Source organism: Mesorhizobium sp. B2-5-13, assembly GCF_006440535.1.
In the GTDB taxonomy this organism is placed as follows: domain Bacteria; phylum Pseudomonadota; class Alphaproteobacteria; order Rhizobiales; family Rhizobiaceae; genus Mesorhizobium; species Mesorhizobium salmacidum.
The window spans coordinates 352317-371619 of record NZ_VFUI01000001.1; the positions used below are offsets into that span (position 1 = coordinate 352317).

General features: G+C 62.4%; 17 protein-coding genes. 9 read left to right on the top strand and 8 right to left on the bottom strand.

Going from position 1 to position 19303, the window contains the following annotated elements; all coding sequences use genetic code 11:
• Positions 1–140: 140 nt before the first annotated feature.
• Positions 141–1514, bottom strand: a complete 1374-nt coding sequence (locus FJ434_RS01740; protein WP_027144982.1) for a PleD family two-component system response regulator — start codon at positions 1512–1514, stop codon at positions 141–143.
• 33 nt (positions 1515–1547) lie between these two features.
• The gene (locus FJ434_RS01745) at positions 1548–1964 is read right to left on the bottom strand and encodes a response regulator (RefSeq protein ID WP_281405559.1); all 417 of its coding nucleotides are present in this window, start codon (positions 1962–1964) and stop codon (positions 1548–1550) included.
• A gap of 202 nt (positions 1965–2166) precedes the next feature.
• Between FJ434_RS01745 and FJ434_RS01750 the strand changes: the two genes are divergently transcribed.
• Entirely contained in the window at positions 2167–2466 is a 300-nt protein-coding gene (locus FJ434_RS01750; RefSeq protein ID WP_027144983.1) for a DUF3572 domain-containing protein, read from the top strand.
• A complete protein-coding gene (locus FJ434_RS01755; protein WP_140503579.1) occupies positions 2463–3125 on the top strand; it encodes a hypothetical protein in 663 nt (220 codons plus the stop codon). Before FJ434_RS01750 ends, FJ434_RS01755 begins: the two co-directional genes overlap by 4 nt.
• Before the next feature lie 60 nt (positions 3126–3185).
• Here FJ434_RS01755 and FJ434_RS01760 read toward each other — a convergent pair whose 3' ends face one another.
• Together FJ434_RS01760 and FJ434_RS01765 are read right to left on the bottom strand one after the other, a co-directional pair.
• Positions 3186–4745 carry a hypothetical protein gene (locus FJ434_RS01760; protein WP_246678322.1) on the bottom strand — a complete coding sequence of 520 codons (1560 nt, stop codon included), beginning with the start codon at positions 4743–4745 and terminating at the stop codon, positions 3186–3188.
• A 257-nt stretch (positions 4746–5002) separates the two neighbouring features.
• On the bottom strand, positions 5003–5578 hold the full coding sequence (locus tag FJ434_RS01765; RefSeq protein ID WP_140503576.1) for a GNAT family N-acetyltransferase: 576 nt from the start codon (positions 5576–5578) through the stop codon (positions 5003–5005).
• Positions 5579–5643: 65 nt separating this feature from the next.
• Here FJ434_RS01765 and FJ434_RS01770 point away from each other — a divergent pair, with 65 nt between their 5' ends.
• Positions 5644–6972, top strand: coding sequence for a DNA polymerase IV (locus FJ434_RS01770; RefSeq protein ID WP_140750068.1), 1329 nt, complete (start codon positions 5644–5646; stop codon positions 6970–6972).
• Between the two features lie 6 nt (positions 6973–6978).
• Here the strand turns inward: FJ434_RS01770 and FJ434_RS01775 are convergent, their stop codons facing one another.
• Positions 6979–7485, bottom strand: coding sequence for a hypothetical protein (locus FJ434_RS01775; RefSeq protein ID WP_140503573.1), 507 nt, complete (start codon positions 7483–7485; stop codon positions 6979–6981).
• Positions 7486–7670: 185 nt separating this feature from the next.
• Between FJ434_RS01775 and FJ434_RS01780 the strand changes: the two genes are divergently transcribed.
• On the top strand, positions 7671–8552 hold the full coding sequence (locus FJ434_RS01780) for a DMT family transporter (RefSeq protein ID WP_140750066.1): 882 nt from the start codon (positions 7671–7673) through the stop codon (positions 8550–8552).
• Positions 8553–8561: 9 nt separating this feature from the next.
• Here the strand turns inward: FJ434_RS01780 and FJ434_RS01785 are convergent, their stop codons facing one another.
• The 3 genes from FJ434_RS01785 to FJ434_RS01795 all read right to left on the bottom strand — a co-directional run bounded on the left by FJ434_RS01785 (position 8562) and on the right by FJ434_RS01795 (position 15067).
• Positions 8562–9365: a potassium channel family protein gene (locus FJ434_RS01785; protein ID WP_140750064.1), complete on the bottom strand. Its 804-nt coding sequence runs from the start codon at positions 9363–9365 to the stop codon at positions 8562–8564.
• A 55-nt stretch (positions 9366–9420) separates the two neighbouring features.
• Positions 9421–12948: a DNA polymerase III subunit alpha gene (gene dnaE / locus FJ434_RS01790; RefSeq protein ID WP_140750062.1), complete on the bottom strand. Its 3528-nt coding sequence runs from the start codon at positions 12946–12948 to the stop codon at positions 9421–9423.
• A gap of 106 nt (positions 12949–13054) precedes the next feature.
• Positions 13055–15067, bottom strand: a complete 2013-nt coding sequence (locus FJ434_RS01795) for an acetyl/propionyl/methylcrotonyl-CoA carboxylase subunit alpha (protein ID WP_140750060.1) — start codon at positions 15065–15067, stop codon at positions 13055–13057.
• A gap of 247 nt (positions 15068–15314) precedes the next feature.
• Between FJ434_RS01795 and FJ434_RS01800 the strand changes: the two genes are divergently transcribed.
• From FJ434_RS01800 to FJ434_RS01820, 5 genes are all read left to right on the top strand, one after another.
• Positions 15315–16442 carry an S-(hydroxymethyl)glutathione dehydrogenase/class III alcohol dehydrogenase gene (locus FJ434_RS01800; protein ID WP_140796805.1) on the top strand — a complete coding sequence of 376 codons (1128 nt, stop codon included), beginning with the start codon at positions 15315–15317 and terminating at the stop codon, positions 16440–16442.
• Between the two features lie 67 nt (positions 16443–16509).
• Entirely contained in the window at positions 16510–17079 is a 570-nt protein-coding gene (gene gfa, locus FJ434_RS01805; protein WP_027144994.1) for an S-(hydroxymethyl)glutathione synthase, read from the top strand.
• Between the two features lie 65 nt (positions 17080–17144).
• Positions 17145–17612: a YaiI/YqxD family protein gene (locus FJ434_RS01810; protein ID WP_140503563.1), complete on the top strand. Its 468-nt coding sequence runs from the start codon at positions 17145–17147 to the stop codon at positions 17610–17612.
• Positions 17613–17642: 30 nt separating this feature from the next.
• On the top strand, positions 17643–18335 hold the full coding sequence (locus FJ434_RS01815; protein ID WP_140503561.1) for a DUF1345 domain-containing protein: 693 nt from the start codon (positions 17643–17645) through the stop codon (positions 18333–18335).
• Between the two features lie 86 nt (positions 18336–18421).
• On the top strand, positions 18422–19303 hold the full coding sequence (locus FJ434_RS01820; protein ID WP_140718254.1) for a cytochrome b/b6 domain-containing protein: 882 nt from the start codon (positions 18422–18424) through the stop codon (positions 19301–19303).

The window sequence follows — 19303 nt, forward strand, 5'->3', positions numbered from 1 at the left end:
CGTGCCGGCTTCGTCTTGGCCTTCACATTTGCGCAAGAGCTTATGGAAATCAACAGTTTCTTAACCAAGGCTCGCGAATCGCTTGGATTAAGGTAAATGGGTAACCCTGTTGGCTTGACCGGATAATCCGGCCCGGACCGTCAGGCCGCCTTGGCAACGACGCGGTTGCGGCCGCCGCTCTTGGCTTCGTAGAGCGCGAGATCGGCGCGCTTCATCAGCGCCGCCACCGTATCCACGCCCTTCAGCACCGATGACACGCCAACGCTGACGGTGACCTCGATCGTCTTGCCGTCGGCACCGATGGCGAACGGCATCTGGGCGATTTCGGCACGGATGCGCTCGGCCACTTTCTCGGCCACGGTGCCGTCGGTGTCCGGCATCACCACCACGAACTCCTCGCCGCCGAACCGGCAGGCAAGGTCGATACCCCTGACGTTCTTGCGCAGCCGCCGTGCGAATTCGCGCAGCACATCGTCGCCGCCGTCATGGCCGTGCGTGTCGTTGATTGACTTGAAGCGGTCGAGATCCGTGATCATCACCGACAGCGGCCGGCGCCGCGCCACGGCGCGGTCGAACAGCGTCTGCAGATGGCTGTCGAGATAGCGGCGGTTGTGCAGACCGGTCAGGCCGTCGGTCACGGCCATTTCGATGGTCTGGGTAACGCTGGCGCGCAATTGGTCGTTGTAGCGCTTGCGGCGCACCTGGGTGCGCAGCCGCGCCGTCAGTTCCTGCTGGTCGATCGGCCGCATCAGATAGTCGTTGATGCCGAGTTCCAGCCCTCGGATGATGCGCTCCTCCTCGCCCTCCTCCGCCAAAAGGATGATCGGCACGAAACGGGTGCGGTCGAGCGAGCGCAATTGCGAGCAGAGCCTGAGCGGATCGAAATCGGCGAAGGCCGTCGAGATCATCACGCATTCATAGGGCGTTTCGGCGGCTTGAAAGAACCCGGCATGCGGATCGCCGGTGACGTCGAGGTCGGCCCTGTCGCGCAACATCTTCTGGATGCGCTCGACCGACGATTTGCGCTCATCGATCAAAAGCACTTTCGGCGTCGTGTCCTCGGACGCGAAATTGCGGCTCAAAAGTTCTTCGATGCCGATGTTGCGTGTGGTCGAGGCGCGCAGCCGAAGCTCGTCGGTCAACGACTTCAGGCGGACCAGGCTCTTGACGCGCGTCATCAGTTGCAGGTCGTTGACCGGCTTGGTCAGGAAATCGTCGGCGCCGGCCTCCAGCCCGCGCACGCGATCGGAAACCTGGTCGAGCGCCGTGATCATCACCACCGGAATGTGCGACGTCGCCGGATCGCTCTTCAGCCGCCGGCAGACTTCGAACCCGTCCATATCGGGCATCATCACGTCGAGCAGCACAACGTCGACCTTGCCGTTCTCGCAGGTCTCGATCGCGTCGGGCCCGTTGGTGGCGGTCAGCACCTCGAAATATTCGGCCAGCAGCCGGACCTCCAGCAGCCTGACATTGGCAGGGATGTCGTCGACGACGAGGATCCGCGCGGTCATTTCACAAGCCTCCGGCTCGGCTGGAAGGGAACATCAGGCATCGCCCAGATAGGATTTGATGGTTTCGATGAAGCGCGGCACCGAGATCGGCTTCGAAATATAGGCCTCGCAGCCGCCCTGGCGGATGCGTTCCTCGTCGCCCTTCATCGCGAAGGCAGTCACAGCAATGACCGGGATGACGTGCAGATCGTCGTCCTCCTTCAGCCATTTGGTCACTTCCAGCCCCGACACTTCTGGCAGTTGGATGTCCATCAGAATGAGGTCCGGCCGGTGCTGGCGCGCCAGGTCGAGCGCTTCCAGACCGTTGCGGGTGCGCACCGTCTCGTAACCGCTTGCTTCGATGAGGTCCCGAAAGAGCTTCATATTGAGCTCATTGTCCTCGACGATCATGACCTTCTTAGGCATCGAAATCCCGTCCCGGCCGTCCTCCGCCCCGGAGGTGGCCGTCATGCGCTCTTTCCTTGGACGCACCAAACCATGCTTCACGATACGGCAATATGATTGACGAAACGGAAACCCATAGCCTGCAAAGCAGCACGAATTCCGCCGCGCCTCCCGCGCATCCAAAAGGCGCACCGCGCTCTAATGGCTTGCCGCGGCCAACTCTTGCCATTACTGCGGGAGAGACTCATTCCACACACCGAAGGTAGTGATGGCAAACGCAGCGTCAATGCGCGAAGAGGCCGAAACCATTGCCGTGAAGGCATTGGGCTTCGTTGCCGCCGATCCGGAGCTTTTACCGCGCTTTCTGGCGATCACCGGAATAGAGGCGCATTCGATCCGCCGGGCGGCCGGCGAGCCGGGGTTCCTGGCCGGCGTCCTGCAATTCATTCTCGCCCACGAGCCGACTTTGATGCGCTTCGCCGAGGAAACCGGCACGCCACCGGCGGCCGTCGGCAAGGCGTTGCGCGCCTTGCCGCTTGGCGATGACAATCACGAGCGTTCCACATGAGCGATGATCCCGAAACCGCGCGCCAGATCGAGGAACTGGCGGCTGACGACAGGCCGCTGCTCGTGCTCGACGTCGACGACGTGGTGCTCGAATTCATCCGCCCTTTCCCGCATTTCCTCAAGGCGCGTGGCTATGGCCTGACGCTGGCATCCTTCCGGCTGACCGGTAACATTGCCGAAACGGCCAGCGGCCGGCTGATCGAACAACCCGAAGTCGCGGCACTTTTGGGTGATTTCTTCGATGCGCAAGCCGATTGGCAGAGCATCACCGATGGAGCCGCGAAAGCTTTGACGGGGCTTGGAGACCGCGCGGAAATCATATTGCTGACGGCCATGCCGCACAGGCATCGTGCCGTGCGGCGCGCCCATCTCGACGCCCTCGGGCTAAGCTATCCGCTGCTGACCACCGAAATGGCCAAGGGCCCGGCGGTTGCCAGGCTCCGCGGCAATACCGGGCGGCCGGTGGTCTTCGTCGACGACCAACCGGCCAATCTGGCGTCGGTGCGGGAATCTGTCGCCGACGCAAATCTTTTCCATCTGATGGCCGACAATTCGCTGCGCGCGTTCCTGCCGTCGGTCCCGGACGATGTCATCGTCGTCCAGGATTGGCACCAAGCCGCGCCGAAGATCGCGACCGCGCTGGGATTTCAGGCGCTTTGACGCACTCCCGCGCGGAAAACCGCTTTACACTTTTCCTGGAATTGGTCGAGGGCTGAAACCTCAAGGATTGAGCTTAGCCCCTGCCCCGCCATTAGAGCTGCCGCCATTGTCGCCGCCGCCATTGTCGCTGCCGCCGCTCTCGTCGTCCGAGCCGTCACCGTCGACACTGTCGTCCACCGCTGGGTCAGCAGGCTTCAGCATGACGCCGTTGACGGCGACCGAGCCGTCGGCCTTGGTGTTGATGACCCATTCCAGCTTGCCGTCCGGCAGCGTCTTGGCAAAACCCTTCGCCATGAGAGCGACAGGCACGTACTGCCCGACCTCCGGCTCCGCCTTCGCTGCTTCCTGCAGATGTTCCATGATCTTGTCGAAGCCGGCGACGTCGACAGTGAGATTTGCGTCAGGTTTCTGGCCGAAGCTTGTCATCTCGCCTTCCAGCGCGATTTCCATGTCCTTGTTCTTCACGGTGCTGTGGCCGATGACGACCTTCGGCGTCTTGGCAAGGAAGTCGGCTTTGAGCTGGTCGCCGAACTCGGCCGGCAGCGGCGGATTCTGATTGAGGTCAAAGGCTTCGATCGCCTTCTTCGCCATGCTGTCGAGATCGATGTTGGCGCCGCCGAAGTTCAGGTCGATATCGGTGGGCAGCAGCGCCACGCTCCAGCTCGGCAAGAGCTGCTGCGGCACGGTCAGCCCCGAAGCCTTGATGCCATAGCTGACCTTGCCGTTCTGGGCGACCCCGTCGGAACCGAACGCTATGCCGAACTGGGTTGCCCCGAACGTGCCGATCGGGCTGTCGACCGCGAAATCCTTGAAGCCATAGGTTCCGTCGATACGCTCCCACACGGGAAGCGCTGCAAGCAGAAGCGACTTGAGCTGCGCCTGGTTCGCCTTCAGCGTCTTCTCGTCCTCATTGGCCACGGCAAACGCCAGGAGGTCGAGCAGAGGCTTGGTCTGCACACCCTTGCCGCCGGCGTTCACAGAAAATTCCGGCGACTTCACGGTAACGGGAAAATTCAGCCCGCTCTCGGGATCATTGAATTTTATCGCTTCGACGAAGTTCAAGATCTTTTGCGACGTCGTGAAATCGACGCCGCCATTGGCCGCCTTGGTCGCGGAAAGCGTCACGGTGCCGGCACCAGCGCTCGCCTCCATCTGCTGCTTGCTATCCTGCGACGACATCGTCATCCCGGCAATTGAGCTCGTGGCGCTGGTGAAGGCTGCCAGCTTGGGGTCATAAACGCCGCTGCCCTTGCCGTCCTTGATCGAAAACCGCGTGCTTTGCTTTCCCTGGGGGCCGTTGAATTCAAAGGACGCGCTCTGCGAAAAATCCATCGAGACATCCCAGGACCCATCACTGCGCGGCTTGACCAGCAGGGCGTAGGGCGCAAAGTCGAATTTCATCAGCTTCTGGTCGGGAAAGCTGCTGGCAAGCGCCTTGAAATCGAACACGATCTTGTAGGCGTCGCCTTCGGCCGAAACCTTCAGGATACCCTTATCGAGCGCCTGTTTGCCGACATAGCGGGATAGGTCATCGGACAATTGCTTGGCGCCCTGGCTGTCGACGGTCTGGCCGAAAGCAGGCGCACTGAGCAGCAGCGCGGTAAAGGCAATTGGCAACATACGGTTCACGGGAATTCTCCGTTCGGTCGAAGGCAAAATTCGTTTCGTATCTCTGGTAGGGAAATACCATCACGACTGCAAGACGATGACGGCCAGGCATTCGGCTTCAACACCAGCCGCGAATGGTTCGTCGACCAGCCGCGCAATCTGGCACCGCTGCAGAATAAAGGACTCAGTTTCGTCCCGCTCCCTTATTTCCTCATGAGCAAAATCACTTTGCCGTAGAAAATACTATGCAACTGCAAGCTGAAGTTTTCCTACAATGTCAGCCGCATCAGCGGCCGGCCGGCCTTGCGCTCCACAAGCCTCTCGAACCCGGCCTTCTCGAAGACCCCAGATGAGCCGACAAACAGGCCGATCGAACGCGAATCGCGGGACAGGTCGATCGGGCAGGCCTCGACAAGCCGCGCGCCGTTCCTGCGGGCAAAATCGATGCCGCCTTCGACGAGGCGGTGCGTGATGCCCCTGCCGCGCGCCTTGGCGCGGATGAAAAAGCAGGAGATCGCCCAGACGGCCGGATCGGACGCGTCGGCGGGATCGATCGGCGCCGAGCCCCTGCCCTTGTTGTTCCATTCGGGCACGTCGGCGCGTGGCCCGATCTGCATCCAGCCAACCGCCTTGCCATCCTCGAAAGACAGCAGGCCGGGCGGCGGGCCGGCCTCGATGCGCGCCTTGATGTGGTCCTTGTTGCGTTCACGGCTGCTCTCGCGCCGCGCCGCCGGCGCCAGCCGGAAATGCGTGCACCAGCAGCCATAACAGGCGCCCTGCTTGCCAAAAAGGTCCTCGAACTCAGGCCAGAGCTCAGGCGCCAGCGGCACTACCGTCGTGCTCATGCGTTCTCCCCAGGCCAGGCTTGTCGCTGGCCTTGCGCTGTCGTACCATTGCTTCTGTTCTCTATATGTTCGCAGCGATGGCGGCTCCTGTCAACAATCCCGATCACGGTTTTTGTCGTGACTGCCTGATGTTTCAGCGCGGTGAAACGCGCCGCTGCGAACGCTGCGGCAGCCCTCGCCTTGCCCGCCATCCCGAGCTTTACCGGCTGCATCTGGCCCATATCGATTGCGATGCGTTCTACGCGGCGATCGAAAAGCGCGACAACCCGGCGCTCAAGGACAAGCCGTTGATCATCGGCGGCGGCAAGCGCGGCGTCGTCTCCACCGCCTGCTATATCGCACGCATCCGCGGCGTGCGCTCCGCCATGCCGATGTTCAAGGCGCTCGAGGCCTGCCCCGAGGCGGTCGTGATCGCGCCCAACATGGAAAAGTACGTGGCCGTCGGCCGCGAGGTGCGCGCCATGATGCAGGCCTTGACGCCGCTGGTCGAGCCGCTGTCGATCGATGAGGCATTCCTCGATCTCGCCGGCACCGAGCGGCTGCATGGCCTGCCGCCGGCGGTGGTGCTGGCGCGCTTCGCGCTGGCCGTGGAGAAGGAGATCGGCATCACCGTTTCATCAGGCCTGTCCTATTGCAAGTTCCTCGCCAAGATCGCGTCCGACTTCCGCAAGCCGCGCGGCTTCTCCGTCATTGGCGAGGCCGAAGCGGTCGGCTTTCTGGCAACGCAGCCGGTGACCATGATCTGGGGTGTCGGCAAGGCGTTCAACGCCACGCTCGAACAGGATGGCATCCACACCATCGGCCAGCTTCAGAAGATGGAACGCGGCGAACTGATGCGCCGCTATGGGGTGATGGGCGAACGGCTCTACCGGCTTTCGCGCGGTGAGGATGTCCGCCGCGTCGACCCAGACCAGGACGCCAAGAGCATATCGGCCGAAACCACTTTCGACACCGACATCGCCTCGCTGGAAGAGCTGGTCTCCGTGCTGAGGGGCCTTTCGGAGAAAGTCTCGGCGCGGCTGAAGAAGTCAGGCATTGCCGGGCGCACCGTCGTGCTGAAGCTGAAGACCCAGGATTTCAAGCTGCGCACGCGCAACCGCCAACTCGGCGACCCGACCCGGCTCGCCGACCGCATCTTTTCGACTGGCGTGGAACTTCTTCGCAAGGAGACGGACGGAACGAAATTTCGATTGCTCGGCATCGGTGTCAGCGACCTCTCCGATGACGACAAGGCCGACCCGCCGGATCTGGTCGATGTCCAGTCGCGCAAGCGCGCCATGGCCGAAGGCGCCATCGATGCGTTGCGCGACAAGTTCGGGCGCAAAGCTGTGCAAACCGGCTACACCTTCGGCACGGGCCGCGACGCCCATCCACCGGAGCCGCTTGAAGATTGAACCCGATCAGCTGCGCCGAAGATCGATGCGGCTGGTCACAACGCTCTTGCCGGTTTGGGGATCACGGTCGACCACCGTCAAAACAATGCCGTCCGCCCCGTTTTTTTGTACGGTAAGCTGCGCGGTGCGATCGCCATTGACCTCCTTGGCCCAGCGAATGGCGAGGTTTATCGCATTGCCGGAACGGCTTCCGTTCAGCTGCGCCGGTCCGGTTCGCGATCCCACATAGACGCCGCTGTATTTGCCGCCGCTGACCTTCAGACGAGCGCTGATGGCGCGTGTCACCACGATCAGGCCGCGGCAGTTGCCGTCGAGCGACAGCGAGGTTGAGGTCGCATTCGACTTGAAGCTGCAGGAAACACTGACGTTCGGCACATCCGTGGTTACCTGAACAGTGCCCTTGCCAGCGAAATTGCCCTTGAACGACTGGAGAAATTTGGTCTCGTCGGCATGAGCCGCGCTCGCAGCAATCACCAGGCAGCCAGCAAGCGCCACTTGCGCGAATCGTCTCATGAAACCCTCCTTGTCGACACGGGAATGCGCGTTTGCACAGCACGGATACTAGGGGGCTCAACGCCCCTAGCCGTATCGGGTTCCGCCCGCAGCATGACTGCTCCCAAAACCTTCGCCGCGACTGGCCCAGAAGAATACATGGACTAGCGATTGCTCCGACAGCCACGGCCTGCGACATAGCGGACATGGCACCCACCCCGTCGATCCCCAAGGCCGCGTTCTGGATGGCGCTGTCGATCACGTCGTTCCTGGCTATGTCCGTCGCCGGCCGCGCCACCACGGCCGAACTCAATGTCTTCCAGGTGCTGGAACTGCGTTCGGTCATCGGCTTCTTCATTCTGCTGCCGCTGGTGATGGCGACAGGTGGGCTTGCCGCGATGCGCACGCAGCGGCCGCTGGCCCATATCGCGCGCAATGTCGTCCACTATAGCGGCCAGGCTGCCTGGCTCTACGCGTTGACGCTCATTCCGCTGGCGGTGCTGATCTCGATCGAATTCACCACGCCGATCTGGACGGCGATCCTGGCGGTCACGTTTCTCGGCGAAAGGCTGAGCCGGCCACGGCTCGCGGCGATCGTGCTTGGGCTGATCGGCGTGGTCGTCGTCGTGCGTCCAGGCGTCGGCTCGGCCGATGCGGGCCATCTGGTCGTGCTGGGCGCGGCGGTCTGTTTCGGCGTTTCGCTGGTGCTGGTCAAGTCGCTGACGCGCACGGACAGCGTCGTGCGGATCATCTTCTGGATGCTGGTCATCCAGTCCGTGGTCGGCCTTGTTCCGGCTCTCTACGAATGGCGCAACCCTTCGCTTGCACTCTGGCCTTGGATCATCCTGATCGGTTTCACCGGCATGTCGTCCCATTTCTGCCTCGCCCGCGCCCTGGCCTATGCCGACGCGACCGTGATCTCGCCGATGGATTTCCTGCGCGTACCGCTGTCGGCATTGATCGGCTGGCTGCTCTATCAGGAGCAGATCGACGCGTTCACCGCCGGCGGCGCATTGCTGATCCTGATGGGCAATTTGCTCAACTTGCAGCGCAAAGCTGTAAAGCCGGCCGAGGTCGCGGCGTCATAGCACTGCCGGTCAGTTCCCTTCGTCTGGAATATTGAGGACATGGCCGCATGCCTTGCAGTGCACGGCGTCCGGCTCATGCCGCCGCAACCCGCATTGCGGACAGGGAAAGAACACCTTGGCCGGCCGAAAGATCGCCTGCGCCAGCCTGACGAACAGCGATATGCCGATGATCATGGTCACGATCGCCGTCAGCTTGCCGGCGATGCCCGGCAGCACAATGTCGCCGAAGCCGGTTGTCGTCACGGTCGCGACGGTGAAGTAAAGCGCGTCGATGTAGTTTTCCAGTCCGGCACCGTTGCGGAAAAAGAACGTGTAAACGAAGCCCGTGATGACAAAGAGAAAGGTCAACAGGTTGATGACCGCGTGGCTTGCCTCGCGCCAGGGCCGCAGGCCACGCATCTCGAAATGCCGCCAGATCGAACCGCTGCGCGACAGCGACCACAGCCGCAGAATTCGCAGAAAGCCGAGACTTGCGAGCGCCGCCGGCATCAGCAGCGTCAGAAGGATGAAGGCATCCACCCAGAAGGTCGGCTGCTTCATCAGGCGCAGCATGTCGTTGGAGGCCAGCAGCCTGGCAATCAGATCGGCGGCGACCAGAGCCGCCACGGCATAGTCCAGCCACAGAAACGAGGCCGACTGCTGGATGACCGGCGTGGCGATGAAAAAGGCGATGATGGCGAGGTCGATGATGACGGCCACCAGCTGGAACCGGAACGCGGCCGGCGAGCGCCCATGATAGAGCCTGCGCAGCATGTCGCGTAGACGCGCCGTCGCGGAAAGATCCTGCGATGCGCGCGTCCCCTTGGCCTTCATGCCGGCATGAGCGGCAGGTGCCGGCCCGCGGGTTGCCGCCTGGCAAGCGCGCAGATCACACCAGCTCCACTTCGACCACGCCCGGCACGGCGCGCATCGCCGAGGCGATCTGCGGCGAGACACGGTAGCCGCCATTCAGGGCAATCTCGACCTCGCCCTGCGCCTCTTCCTTGATCACGATAATGCTGACCTGGCTTTCCCCGCGCTGGGTTAGCTGGGATTGGATGATCGAGGCAGGCCCCTCGTTCCTGACGAAAATGCGCAGAGCTTTCTGGATGCGGCTTGCTTCGTCCTCCAGCGATTGGACGGAGTTGATGCGCAGGTTGACACCCTCGGGCCTGTCCTCCGCCGCGACAGTGATGACAACCGAGCGGCCCGCTTCGAGGAGATCGCGATACTGGGCCAATCCTTCTGAAAACAACACGGCCTCGTACTGGCCGGAGGTGTCGGAAAAGGCAACCACGCCCATCTTGTTGCCGGTGCGCGTCTTGCGCTCCTGCTTGCTGGTGACGGTGCCGGCAAGCCGGCCGGCGGAAGCGCCGCGCTTGACGGCAGCGGAGAACTCCGCCCAGTTCTGCACCCGCATCTTCTGCAGCGCCGCCTTGTACTCGTCGAGCGGATGCGCCGAGAGATAGAAGCCGACGACCTGGAATTCGCGGTGCAGGCGGTCGGCGGCGAGCCACGGATCGGTCGCCGGCAAATTGAGCGCCTGCGACTGGGCGCCGAGCGAGGCGCCGAAGATATCGGCCTGACCCGAAACGGCGTTCTGCTGGGCGAGCGACGCAAGCCCCATCATCCGCTCGACGCCAGCCAACATCTGGGCGCGATCGTGGCCGAAGCAGTCGAGCGCACCGGCCATGATCAGGCTTTCGAAAACCCGCTTGCCGACGATCTTCGGGTCGACCCTCTCGCAGAAATCGGCCAGGCTCTTGAACGGCTTTTCGCCGCGAACGGCTACAATGTGCTCCACGGCGGCATCGCCCACGCCCTTGAGCGCGGCCATCGAGTAATAGATGCGGTTCTCGCCGACCTCGAAGGCACGGAAACTCGTCATCACCGACGGCGCCAGGACTTCGATGCCGAGGCGCAGCGCATCCTGGCGGAAGTCGGCGAGCTTGTCGGTGTTGCCCATGTCGAGCGTCATCGACGCCGCCAGGAACTCGACCGGATAATGCGCCTTGAGATAGGCGGTCTGGTAGGAGACGACGGCGTAGGCGGCGGCGTGCGACTTGTTGAAACCATAGTCGGCGAACTTGGCCAGCAGGTCGAAAATGAAGTCGGCCTGCGGCTTTGCCACGCCGCGCTCGACCGCGCCGGAGACAAAGCGTTCACGCTGCTTGTCCATCTCGGCGCGGATCTTCTTGCCCATGGCGCGGCGCAGAAGGTCGGCTTCACCAAGCGAATAGCCGGACAGCTCCTGCGCGATCTGCATCACCTGTTCCTGGTAGACGATGACGCCTTGCGTCTCCTTTACCAGATGGTCGATCTTGGGATGGATCGAGGCCATCTCCTCCTCGCCATGCTTTCTGGCGTTGTAGGTCGGGATGTTTTCCATCGGGCCCGGCCGGTAGAGCGCGACCAGCGCGATGATGTCCTCGATGCAGTCCGGCCGCATGCCGATCAGCGCCTTGCGCATGCCAGCACTTTCCACCTGGAACACGCCAACCACCTCGCCGCGCGACAGCATGGCGTAGGTCTCGGGATCGTCGAGAGGAATCGTCGCGAGGTCGATGTCGATGCCGCGGCGGCGGATCAACTTCACCGCCGTCTCCAGCACCGTCAGCGTCTTCAGGCCGAGGAAGTCGAACTTCACGAGTCCGGCCTGCTCGACATATTTCATGTTGAACTGAGTGACCGGCATATCCGAGCGCGGATCACGGTACATCGGCACCAGTTCCGACAAAGGTCGGTCGCCAATAACGATGCCGGCGGCGTGTGTGGAGGCATGGCGGTAGAGGCCCTCCAGCTTTTGCGCCATGTCCAGCAGTGTCTGGACGATCGGCTCCTTCTCGGCCTCCTCGGCAAAGCGTGGCTCGTTGGCGATGGCGTCGGCGAGTTTGACCGGATTGGCCGGGTTCTGCGGCACCATTTTCGACAGCTTGTCGACCTGGCCATAGGGCATCTGCAGCACGCGGCCGACGTCGCGCAGCACGGCGCGCGCCTGCAGCGTACCGAAGGTGATGATCTGGCCGACCTGGTCGCGGCCATATTTCTGCTGGACGTAGCGGATCACCTCTTCGCGACGATCCTGGCAGAAGTCGATGTCGAAGTCGGGCATCGACACGCGATCCGGGTTGAGAAAGCGTTCGAACAGAAGCGAGAAACGCAGCGGATCGATGTCGGTGATGGTCGTCGAATAGGCGACCAGCGACCCGGCGCCCGAACCACGCCCCGGCCCGACCGGAATGCCTTGCGCCTTGGCCCATTTGATGAAGTCGGCAACGATCAGGAAGTAGCCGGGGAATTTCATCTTCTCGATGATACCAAGCTCGAATTCGAGCCGCTCACGATACTGCTCGACCGTGTAGCCCGGTGTAGGTCCGTGCAGGGCAAGCCGTGCATCGAGCCCTTCGCGCGCCTGGCGGGCCAGCTCCTCGGCCTCGGCCTTTTCGGCCGCGTCTTTGTCGGAGGCATCGCCGCCGGTGAAACGCGGCAGGATCGGGCTGCGCGTTTTCGGATAATAGGAGCAGCGCAACGCGATCTCGACCGTGTTGTCGATCGCTTCCGGCAGGTCGGCGAACAATTTCGCCATGTCGGCCTGGCTGCGCAGGAAATTGTCCGGCGACAGCCGGCGGCGGGTGTCGACGGCGACGACCGAACCCTCGGCTATGGCGATCAACGCATCATGCGCCTCATACTCATCGCGCGAAGAGAAGAAGGCCTCGTTGGTGGCAACCAGCGGCAATTCATGGGAATAGGCGAGATCGACCGAAGATTTCTCGATCATCCGGTCGTAGCCTGAAACCCGGTCCAGCTCGACATAGAGGCGGTCGCCGAACATCGTCTTGAGAGTGACTAGTCGCGCCTCGGCAAGATCGCGGCGATCTTCCTTCAGGGCTATGCCGATCGGGCCGCGCGGCCCGCCACTGAGACAAATCAGGCCGTCACATTGGCCGTCCATCATTTCGGTGGTCAGGTGCACCGCTTCGCCGGGCGGCGTTTCGAGATAAACGCGGCTGACCAGCCGGACGAGATTGGAATAGCCGGCTTCAGTGGCCGCGAGCAGCACGACCGGCCGCATATCGGGGCCTTGCCTACGGCGGTCCCGCTGGCCATCGCTGTTCTCGCCCGAGAAGGCGAGCGCGATCTGGCAGCCGATGATCGGCTGGATGCCGTCCTTCACCGCCTTTTGCGCGAATTCCAGCGCACCAAACAGATTGTTGGTGTCGGTGACGGCGATGGCCGGCGCCTCGTCTTTCACCGCGTGGCCAACGATCTTGCCAAGCTGAAGCGCGCCCTCCAGCAGCGAATAGGCCGAGTGCACGCGCAAATGGACGAACGGCCGCGCCGGCACCTCCGGCCGCGCGGCCGCGATCGCGGCTTCGCGCTTCAGGGGATCGCGTGGAAGTCTGTCATCCGCCATGGTTTGTCGCGCTGTCCGTAAGACTTGAGTCGATGGAGATATATCGTCCGGGACCGGGCGATACCAGTCCAGCACAAACGACTACTGACCACAGGCTTCCAGCCGCTCAGGCGAACTCCATGATCACAGCGTCGACAGCCAGGCTATCGCCGGGCTTGGCGTTGAGTTTCGCCACGACCAGATCGCGCTCGGCGCGCAGCACGTTTTCCATCTTCATTGCCTCGACCACGGCCAAGGTCTCGCCGGCCTTGACCTCCTGGCCTTCGGCAACGGCTATCGACACGACAAGCCCCGGCATCGGGCAGAGCAGAAGTTTCGACGTATCCGGCGCCACTTTGTCCGGCATCAGCCGTTCCAATTCGGCGGTGCGCGGCAGCATGGCGCGCGCGGTCACCGACATGCCTTTCCAGGCGATGCGAAGGCCATTGGCGACAGGCCGGATCTGCGCCGCAACCCTGCGCTTGCCGACCGTGCCGCGCCAGATGAGGTCACCCGGCCGCCAGTCGGACGAAACGGTCAGTGCCTTGCAGCCATCGATGGACAGGTCGATTTCCATCGGGATGGAAATCATGCCTTCAATGATAGAAACCGGCAGATAATCTTCGCCGATCTTCACCACCCAATCGCGCTTGAGCGCTCCCGAGTGCGGCGCCAGCCGCCCGCCCAGCCGGTCGAGACGGTCGCGGCGCAGCAGTTCCACCGCGGTGACGATCGATGCCAGAACGGCCCGTTCCTCGCTGTTCGGCACGACGGGGGCAAAACCGTCGGGATATTCCTCCGCGATGAAGCCGGTCGATATCTCCCCTTGCCGCCAGCGCGGATGCTGCATCAGCGCCGCCAGGAACGGTATGTTGTGCTCGATGCCGTCGACGACAAAGCTGTCCAGCGCTTCCGACATGGCATCTATGGCCTCGAGCCGCGTCGGCGCCCAGGTGCACAGCTTGGCGAGCATCGGATCGTAGAACATCGAGATTTCCGAGCCTTCGGTGACACCGGTGTCGTTGCGGATGACGATGTCGCCGAACTGTCCTTCCTCCGGCGGCCGATAGCGCGTCAGCCGGCCGATCGACGGCAGGAAATTGCGATAGGGATCCTCGGCGTAGAGCCGGCTTTCCACCGCCCAACCATTCAGCTTCACGTCGCTCTGCTTGATGGCGAGTTTCTCGCCGGCGGCGACGCGGATCATCTGCTCGACCAGATCGATGCCGGTGACGAGCTCGGTCACCGGATGTTCGACCTGCAATCGTGTATTCATTTCAAGGAAATAGAAGTTCTTGTCCTTGTCCACGATGAATTCGACGGTGCCGGCGCTCTGGTAATCGACGGCCCTGGCCAGCGCCACCGACTGCTCGCCCATCGCCTTGCGCGTCTTGGCATCGAGGAATGGCGACGGCGCCTCTTCCGCCACCTTCTGGTTGCGGCGCTGGATCGAGCATTCGCGTTCGCCGAGATAGAGCGCATTGCCGTGCGCGTCGGCCAGCACCTGGATCTCGATATGACGCGGGTCGACGACGAACTTTTCGATGAAGACGCGATCGTCGCCGAACGAACTCTTGGCTTCCGAGCGCGCCCGGTCAAACCCGTCGCGCACTTCCGACCTATCCCAGGCGATGCGCATGCCTTTGCCGCCACCACCGGCCGAGGCCTTGATCATCACGGGATAGCCGATTTCGCCGGCGATCTTTTCGGCATGGTCGGCATTTTCGATGACGCCAAGCCAGCCCGGAACCGTCGAAACCTCAGCGGCGTTGGCGAACTTCTTCGATTCGATCTTGTCGCCCATCGCCTTGATCGCCTTGGGCTTCGGGCCGATGAAGACGACGCCTTCCGCTTCCAGTGCTTCGCAGAACGCGGCTCGCTCGGACAGGAAGCCATAGCCCGGATGCACGGCCTGGGCGCCGGTCGCCTTGCAGGCGGCGATGATCTTTTCAGGAACGAGATAACTCTGCGCGGCGGGCGACGGCCCGATATGCACCGCCTCGTCGGCCATTTCGACATGCACGGCATCGCGATCGGCATCGGAATAGACGGCGACCGTGGCGATGCCCATCTTGCGCGCCGTCCTGATGACGCGGCAGGCGATCTCGCCACGATTGGCGATCAGGATCTTGGTGAACATGCGGGTAGAATTCCCCTCCGGCAGACGGTTCAGTTCTATGGACTATGTCGCCAGGTCTCAAGTACCGCGGTGGACGACATGACGGGCGCCCCTCCCGACGCGCCGTCGCGCTCCCTGCCGAGCCGGGCTGGTTGTCGAGCGGTGTGCTATCTGCGCCAACAAAGCCGCGATTTCGTCTCATCTGACTGTTGAAGAGCGGGCCAAAACCTGAAAGCCTGCGCAAAAACCGCCTTTGGAGGAATGCCCGATGAAAACCCGCGCCGCTGTTGCTGTCGCCGCCGGAAAGCCGCTGGAGATCATGGAGGTCGACCTCGAGGGCCCGCGCGAGGGCGAGGTGCTGGTCGAGATCAAGGCGACCGGCATCTGCCACACCGACGAGTTCACGCTGTCGGGCGCCGATCCCGAAGGCATCTTCCCGGCCATTCTCGGCCATGAAGGCGCCGGCGTCGTGGTCGATGTCGGCAAGGGCGTCACCTCGGTCAAGAAGGGCGACCACGTCATCCCGCTCTACACGCCGGAATGCCGGCAGTGTCCGTCCTGCCTGTCGCGCAAGACCAATTTGTGCACCGCTATCCGTGCCACGCAAGGCCAGGGCCTGATGCCGGACGGCTCGTCGCGCTTCTCGATCGGCAAGGACAAGATCTTTCATTACATGGGCTGCTCGACCTTCTCCAACTTCACCGTGCTGCCGGAGATCGCGGTCGCGAAGGTCAATCCGGACGCCCCTTTCGACAAGATCTGCTACATCGGCTGCGGCGTCACCACCGGCATCGGTGCGGTCATCAACACCGCCAAGGTAGAGCAAGGTGCGACATCAGTGGTCTTCGGCCTCGGCGGTATCGGCCTCAATGTCATCCAGGGCCTGAAGCTTGCCGGCGCCGATATGATCATCGGTGTCGATTTGAACAACGACAAGAAGGCCTGGGGCGAGCGCTTCGGCATGACGCATTTCGTCAATCCGAAGGAGATCGACGGCGACATCGTCCCTCACCTCGTCAACATGACCAAGCGCGGTGCCGACCAGATCGGCGGCGCCGACTACACGTTCGACTGCACCGGCAACACCAAGGTGATGCGCCAGGCGCTGGAAGCTTCGCATCGCGGTTGGGGCAAGTCGGTCGTCATCGGCGTCGCCGGCGCCGGCCAGGAGATTTCGACACGGCCGTTCCAGTTGGTCACCGGTCGCAGCTGGATGGGCACCGCCTTCGGCGGCGCACGCGGCCGCACCGACGTGCCCAGGATCGTCGACTGGTACATGGACGGCAAGATCCAGATCGACCCGATGATCACCCACACGCTGAAGCTCGAGGACATCAACAGGGGATTCGACCTCATGCATGAGGGCAAGTCGATCCGCAGTGTCGTGGTTTACTAAAGACGGCCACACGCCGCCGGCCATCCGGCCAGCGACCCCTGTGGCGAAACATGGGAGGAAAGAAAAAATGGCGGAGAAACTGCATCCGAAAATCGACAATGGGCTGCCCAGGGAAAGCGCGAGCTTTGCCGGCGGCACGCTGGTCTGCGCCTGCACCAGCAAGCCGGTCAAGGTGAAGGTCAAGGGCCAGATCGCCCACAACCACGCCTGCGGCTGCACCAAATGCTGGAAGCCCGAAGGCGCTATATTCTCGGTGGTAGCGGTTGCCGGTACCGGCGATGTCACGGTCACCGAGAACGGCGACAAGCTGAAGGTGGTCGACCCCTCAGCGCTGATCCAACGTCATGCCTGCACCCAATGCGGCGTCCACATGCATGGACCGGTCGAGCGCGATCATCCGTTCAAGGGCCTGTCCTTCATTCACCCCGAGCGCTTCGAGGAAGACGGCTGGTCGCCTCCAGGCTTCACCGCCTTTGTCTCGTCGATCATCGAATCGGGTGTCGACCCGAGCCGCATGGACGGCATTCGCGGCAGGCTGAAGACAATCGGCCTGGAGCCCTACGATTGCCTCAACCCTGGCCTGATGGATTACATTGCCACCTGGACGGCGAAGAAGTCCGGCGCCTTGCCGGCCTGATCACCATAAGATTTTCAGGCAGGGGCCGGATACATTTCCGGCCCCTGCTCGTTTCTGGAGAGACAATGCCCTCACCCGCCATCTACGTCGACGCCGACGCTTGCCCGGTCAAGGCCGAGGTAGAAAAGGTCGCCGAACGCCTTGGCGTCGTCGTCACTTACGTCTCCAATGGCGGCCTGCGTCCGTCGCGCGACCCGATGATCCGCAATGTCGTGGTCTCCAAGAGCGCCGACGCCGCCGATGACTGGATCGTCGAGAACGCCAAGCCCAACGACATCGTGGTGACGGCGGACATTCCGCTTGCCGCACGTACCGTGGCGCTCGGCGCCCATGTGCTGGGACCGACCGGGCGGCCATTCACGCCCGAGACGATCGGCATGGCGGTGGCGATGCGCGACCTCAAGCAGCACCTGCGCGAGACTGGCGAGAGCAAGGGCTACAATGCCAGCTTCGCGCCGCAGGATCGCTCCCGGTTTCTCGGCGAACTCGACCGTATCTTGCGGCGGGCGCTGAAATCCGTCACACCGGAGTAGCAACCACGCGCCATCCAGGTGGAGACCGCCATGGCCGCCGAAACCCCGATCGAGAAACCGATGCAGCGCCATATGCTGTTCGCGGTGTCGGCCTGTATCGGTGCGTTTGCGCTGCTTATGGCGTTGCTGCTGCACGCCCCGCTCGCCTATTCGATCGGCGCCAACGCATTTTTTGCTGCTTACGTCGTTCTTGTCGTCAGTCAGATGCCCAAGTTCACCGGCAAATATCTCAGCAAGAACGCACGCGCCACCGACCAGCCGGTTCTGGTCATCTTCGCGGTGACCCTCACTGTTGTCGGCGTTGCGCTTATCTCGCTGTTCCTGCTGATCAATCGGAAGGATGGGGATCACCCGATCGAACTCGGCTTCGCACTGCTGTCGATCCCGCTCGGCTGGTTTACCATCCATGCCATGGCGGCGCTCCATTATGCCCATGTCTACTGGATGGACGGCGACGCGGTCGACATCGGCACCAACAAGAAGATCCCGGTCGGTGGCCTGCTGTTCCCGGGCGACAGACGCCCGGAGGGCTGGGATTTCCTCTACTTCTCGACCGTCATCGGCATGACGGCACAGACCGCCGATACCAACATCTCGACGACGCATATGCGTTGTGTCGTGCTTGTCCACTCGATCCTGTCGTTCTTCTTCAACACGGTCATCGTCGCCGCGGCCGTCAATCTCGCCGTCAGCCTGGGCGGTCCGTCCATAATAAATCCGTGATCGGATGAAACATCGGTTTGGATCGCGACGTATCAGGAGGACAATGAACACGTAGGACAAGCCGCAAGGCCGGGAGACCAGACAAGATGGAATCGGTTGCCAGAAGCCAATCCGAAATTGGACCGGGTCTCCCCGCTTCAAAAGAGAAACCATTGATCTACCGGCAGTCGAGCTGGACGCGGCTGACACACTGGCTCTGGGCCATCTCCTTGTTTTTCATGCTTCTTTCCGGCCTGCAGATTTTCAATGCCCGGCCTCAGCTCTACATCGGCAAGCAATCCGGCTTCGCCTACAACAACACCGTTTTCGCTATAGGCGCCGAAAACACCAATGCCGGGCCGCGCGGTTACACCGAAATCTTCGGGCACCGTTTCGACACGACAGGCGTACTCGGCTGGTCGGGTCCGGCAGGTAACGAGACGGCGCGCGGTTTCCCATCCTGGGCGACGATCCCCTCCTACTATGATCTCGGCACCGCCCGCGTCATCCATTTCTTCTTTGCCTGGATACTGACGACGACATTGATCGTCTGGCTGGTCGCCAGCCTGATCAACGGCCACATCCGCCGCGATCTGGCGCCGCGCCTGGATGACCTCAAACGCTTGCCGCGGGACATCGCCAATCACGCCAGGCTGAAATTCCACCACACGCGCGAATACAACACGCTGCAGAAAATGGCCTATGGCGGCGTTCTGTTCGTACTCTTGCCGCTGATGATCATCACCGGCCTCGCCATGTCGCCGAGCATGAATTCGGTGCTGCCGTTCCTCAATGAATTGCTCGGCGGACGGCAGACCGCCCGCACCATCCATTTCACCGTCATGGTTCTGCTGGTCGCCTTCTTCATCATTCACATCCTGATGATTGTGGCCGCCGGGCCAATCAACGAACTGCGTTCGATCATCACCGGCTGGTACCGCACCGATCCTCCCGTGCATGACGACAAAACGCCCGAGAGGAGTGCCTGA

What these genes read in the sequence shown, in the direction of transcription:
- FJ434_RS01740 (WP_027144982.1), bottom strand. Translation starts at nt 1,514, where the DNA reads ATGACCGCGCGGATCCTCGTCGTCGACGACATCCCTGCCAATGTCAGG.
- FJ434_RS01745 (WP_281405559.1), bottom strand. Translation starts at nt 1,964, where the DNA reads ATGACGGCCACCTCCGGGGCGGAGGACGGCCGGGACGGGATTTCGATG.
- FJ434_RS01750 (WP_027144983.1), top strand. Translation starts at nt 2,167, where the DNA reads ATGGCAAACGCAGCGTCAATGCGCGAAGAGGCCGAAACCATTGCCGTG.
- FJ434_RS01755 (WP_140503579.1), top strand. Translation starts at nt 2,463, where the DNA reads ATGAGCGATGATCCCGAAACCGCGCGCCAGATCGAGGAACTGGCGGCT.
- FJ434_RS01760 (WP_246678322.1), bottom strand. Translation starts at nt 4,745, where the DNA reads ATGTTGCCAATTGCCTTTACCGCGCTGCTGCTCAGTGCGCCTGCTTTC.
- FJ434_RS01765 (WP_140503576.1), bottom strand. Translation starts at nt 5,578, where the DNA reads ATGAGCACGACGGTAGTGCCGCTGGCGCCTGAGCTCTGGCCTGAGTTC.
- FJ434_RS01770 (WP_140750068.1), top strand. Translation starts at nt 5,644, where the DNA reads ATGTTCGCAGCGATGGCGGCTCCTGTCAACAATCCCGATCACGGTTTT.
- FJ434_RS01775 (WP_140503573.1), bottom strand. Translation starts at nt 7,485, where the DNA reads ATGAGACGATTCGCGCAAGTGGCGCTTGCTGGCTGCCTGGTGATTGCT.
- FJ434_RS01780 (WP_140750066.1), top strand. Translation starts at nt 7,671, where the DNA reads ATGGCACCCACCCCGTCGATCCCCAAGGCCGCGTTCTGGATGGCGCTG.
- FJ434_RS01785 (WP_140750064.1), bottom strand. Translation starts at nt 9,365, where the DNA reads ATGAAGGCCAAGGGGACGCGCGCATCGCAGGATCTTTCCGCGACGGCG.
- dnaE (WP_140750062.1), bottom strand. Translation starts at nt 12,948, where the DNA reads ATGGCGGATGACAGACTTCCACGCGATCCCCTGAAGCGCGAAGCCGCG.
- FJ434_RS01795 (WP_140750060.1), bottom strand. Translation starts at nt 15,067, where the DNA reads ATGTTCACCAAGATCCTGATCGCCAATCGTGGCGAGATCGCCTGCCGC.
- FJ434_RS01800 (WP_140796805.1), top strand. Translation starts at nt 15,315, where the DNA reads ATGAAAACCCGCGCCGCTGTTGCTGTCGCCGCCGGAAAGCCGCTGGAG.
- gfa (WP_027144994.1), top strand. Translation starts at nt 16,510, where the DNA reads ATGGCGGAGAAACTGCATCCGAAAATCGACAATGGGCTGCCCAGGGAA.
- FJ434_RS01810 (WP_140503563.1), top strand. Translation starts at nt 17,145, where the DNA reads ATGCCCTCACCCGCCATCTACGTCGACGCCGACGCTTGCCCGGTCAAG.
- FJ434_RS01815 (WP_140503561.1), top strand. Translation starts at nt 17,643, where the DNA reads ATGGCCGCCGAAACCCCGATCGAGAAACCGATGCAGCGCCATATGCTG.
- FJ434_RS01820 (WP_140718254.1), top strand. Translation starts at nt 18,422, where the DNA reads ATGGAATCGGTTGCCAGAAGCCAATCCGAAATTGGACCGGGTCTCCCC.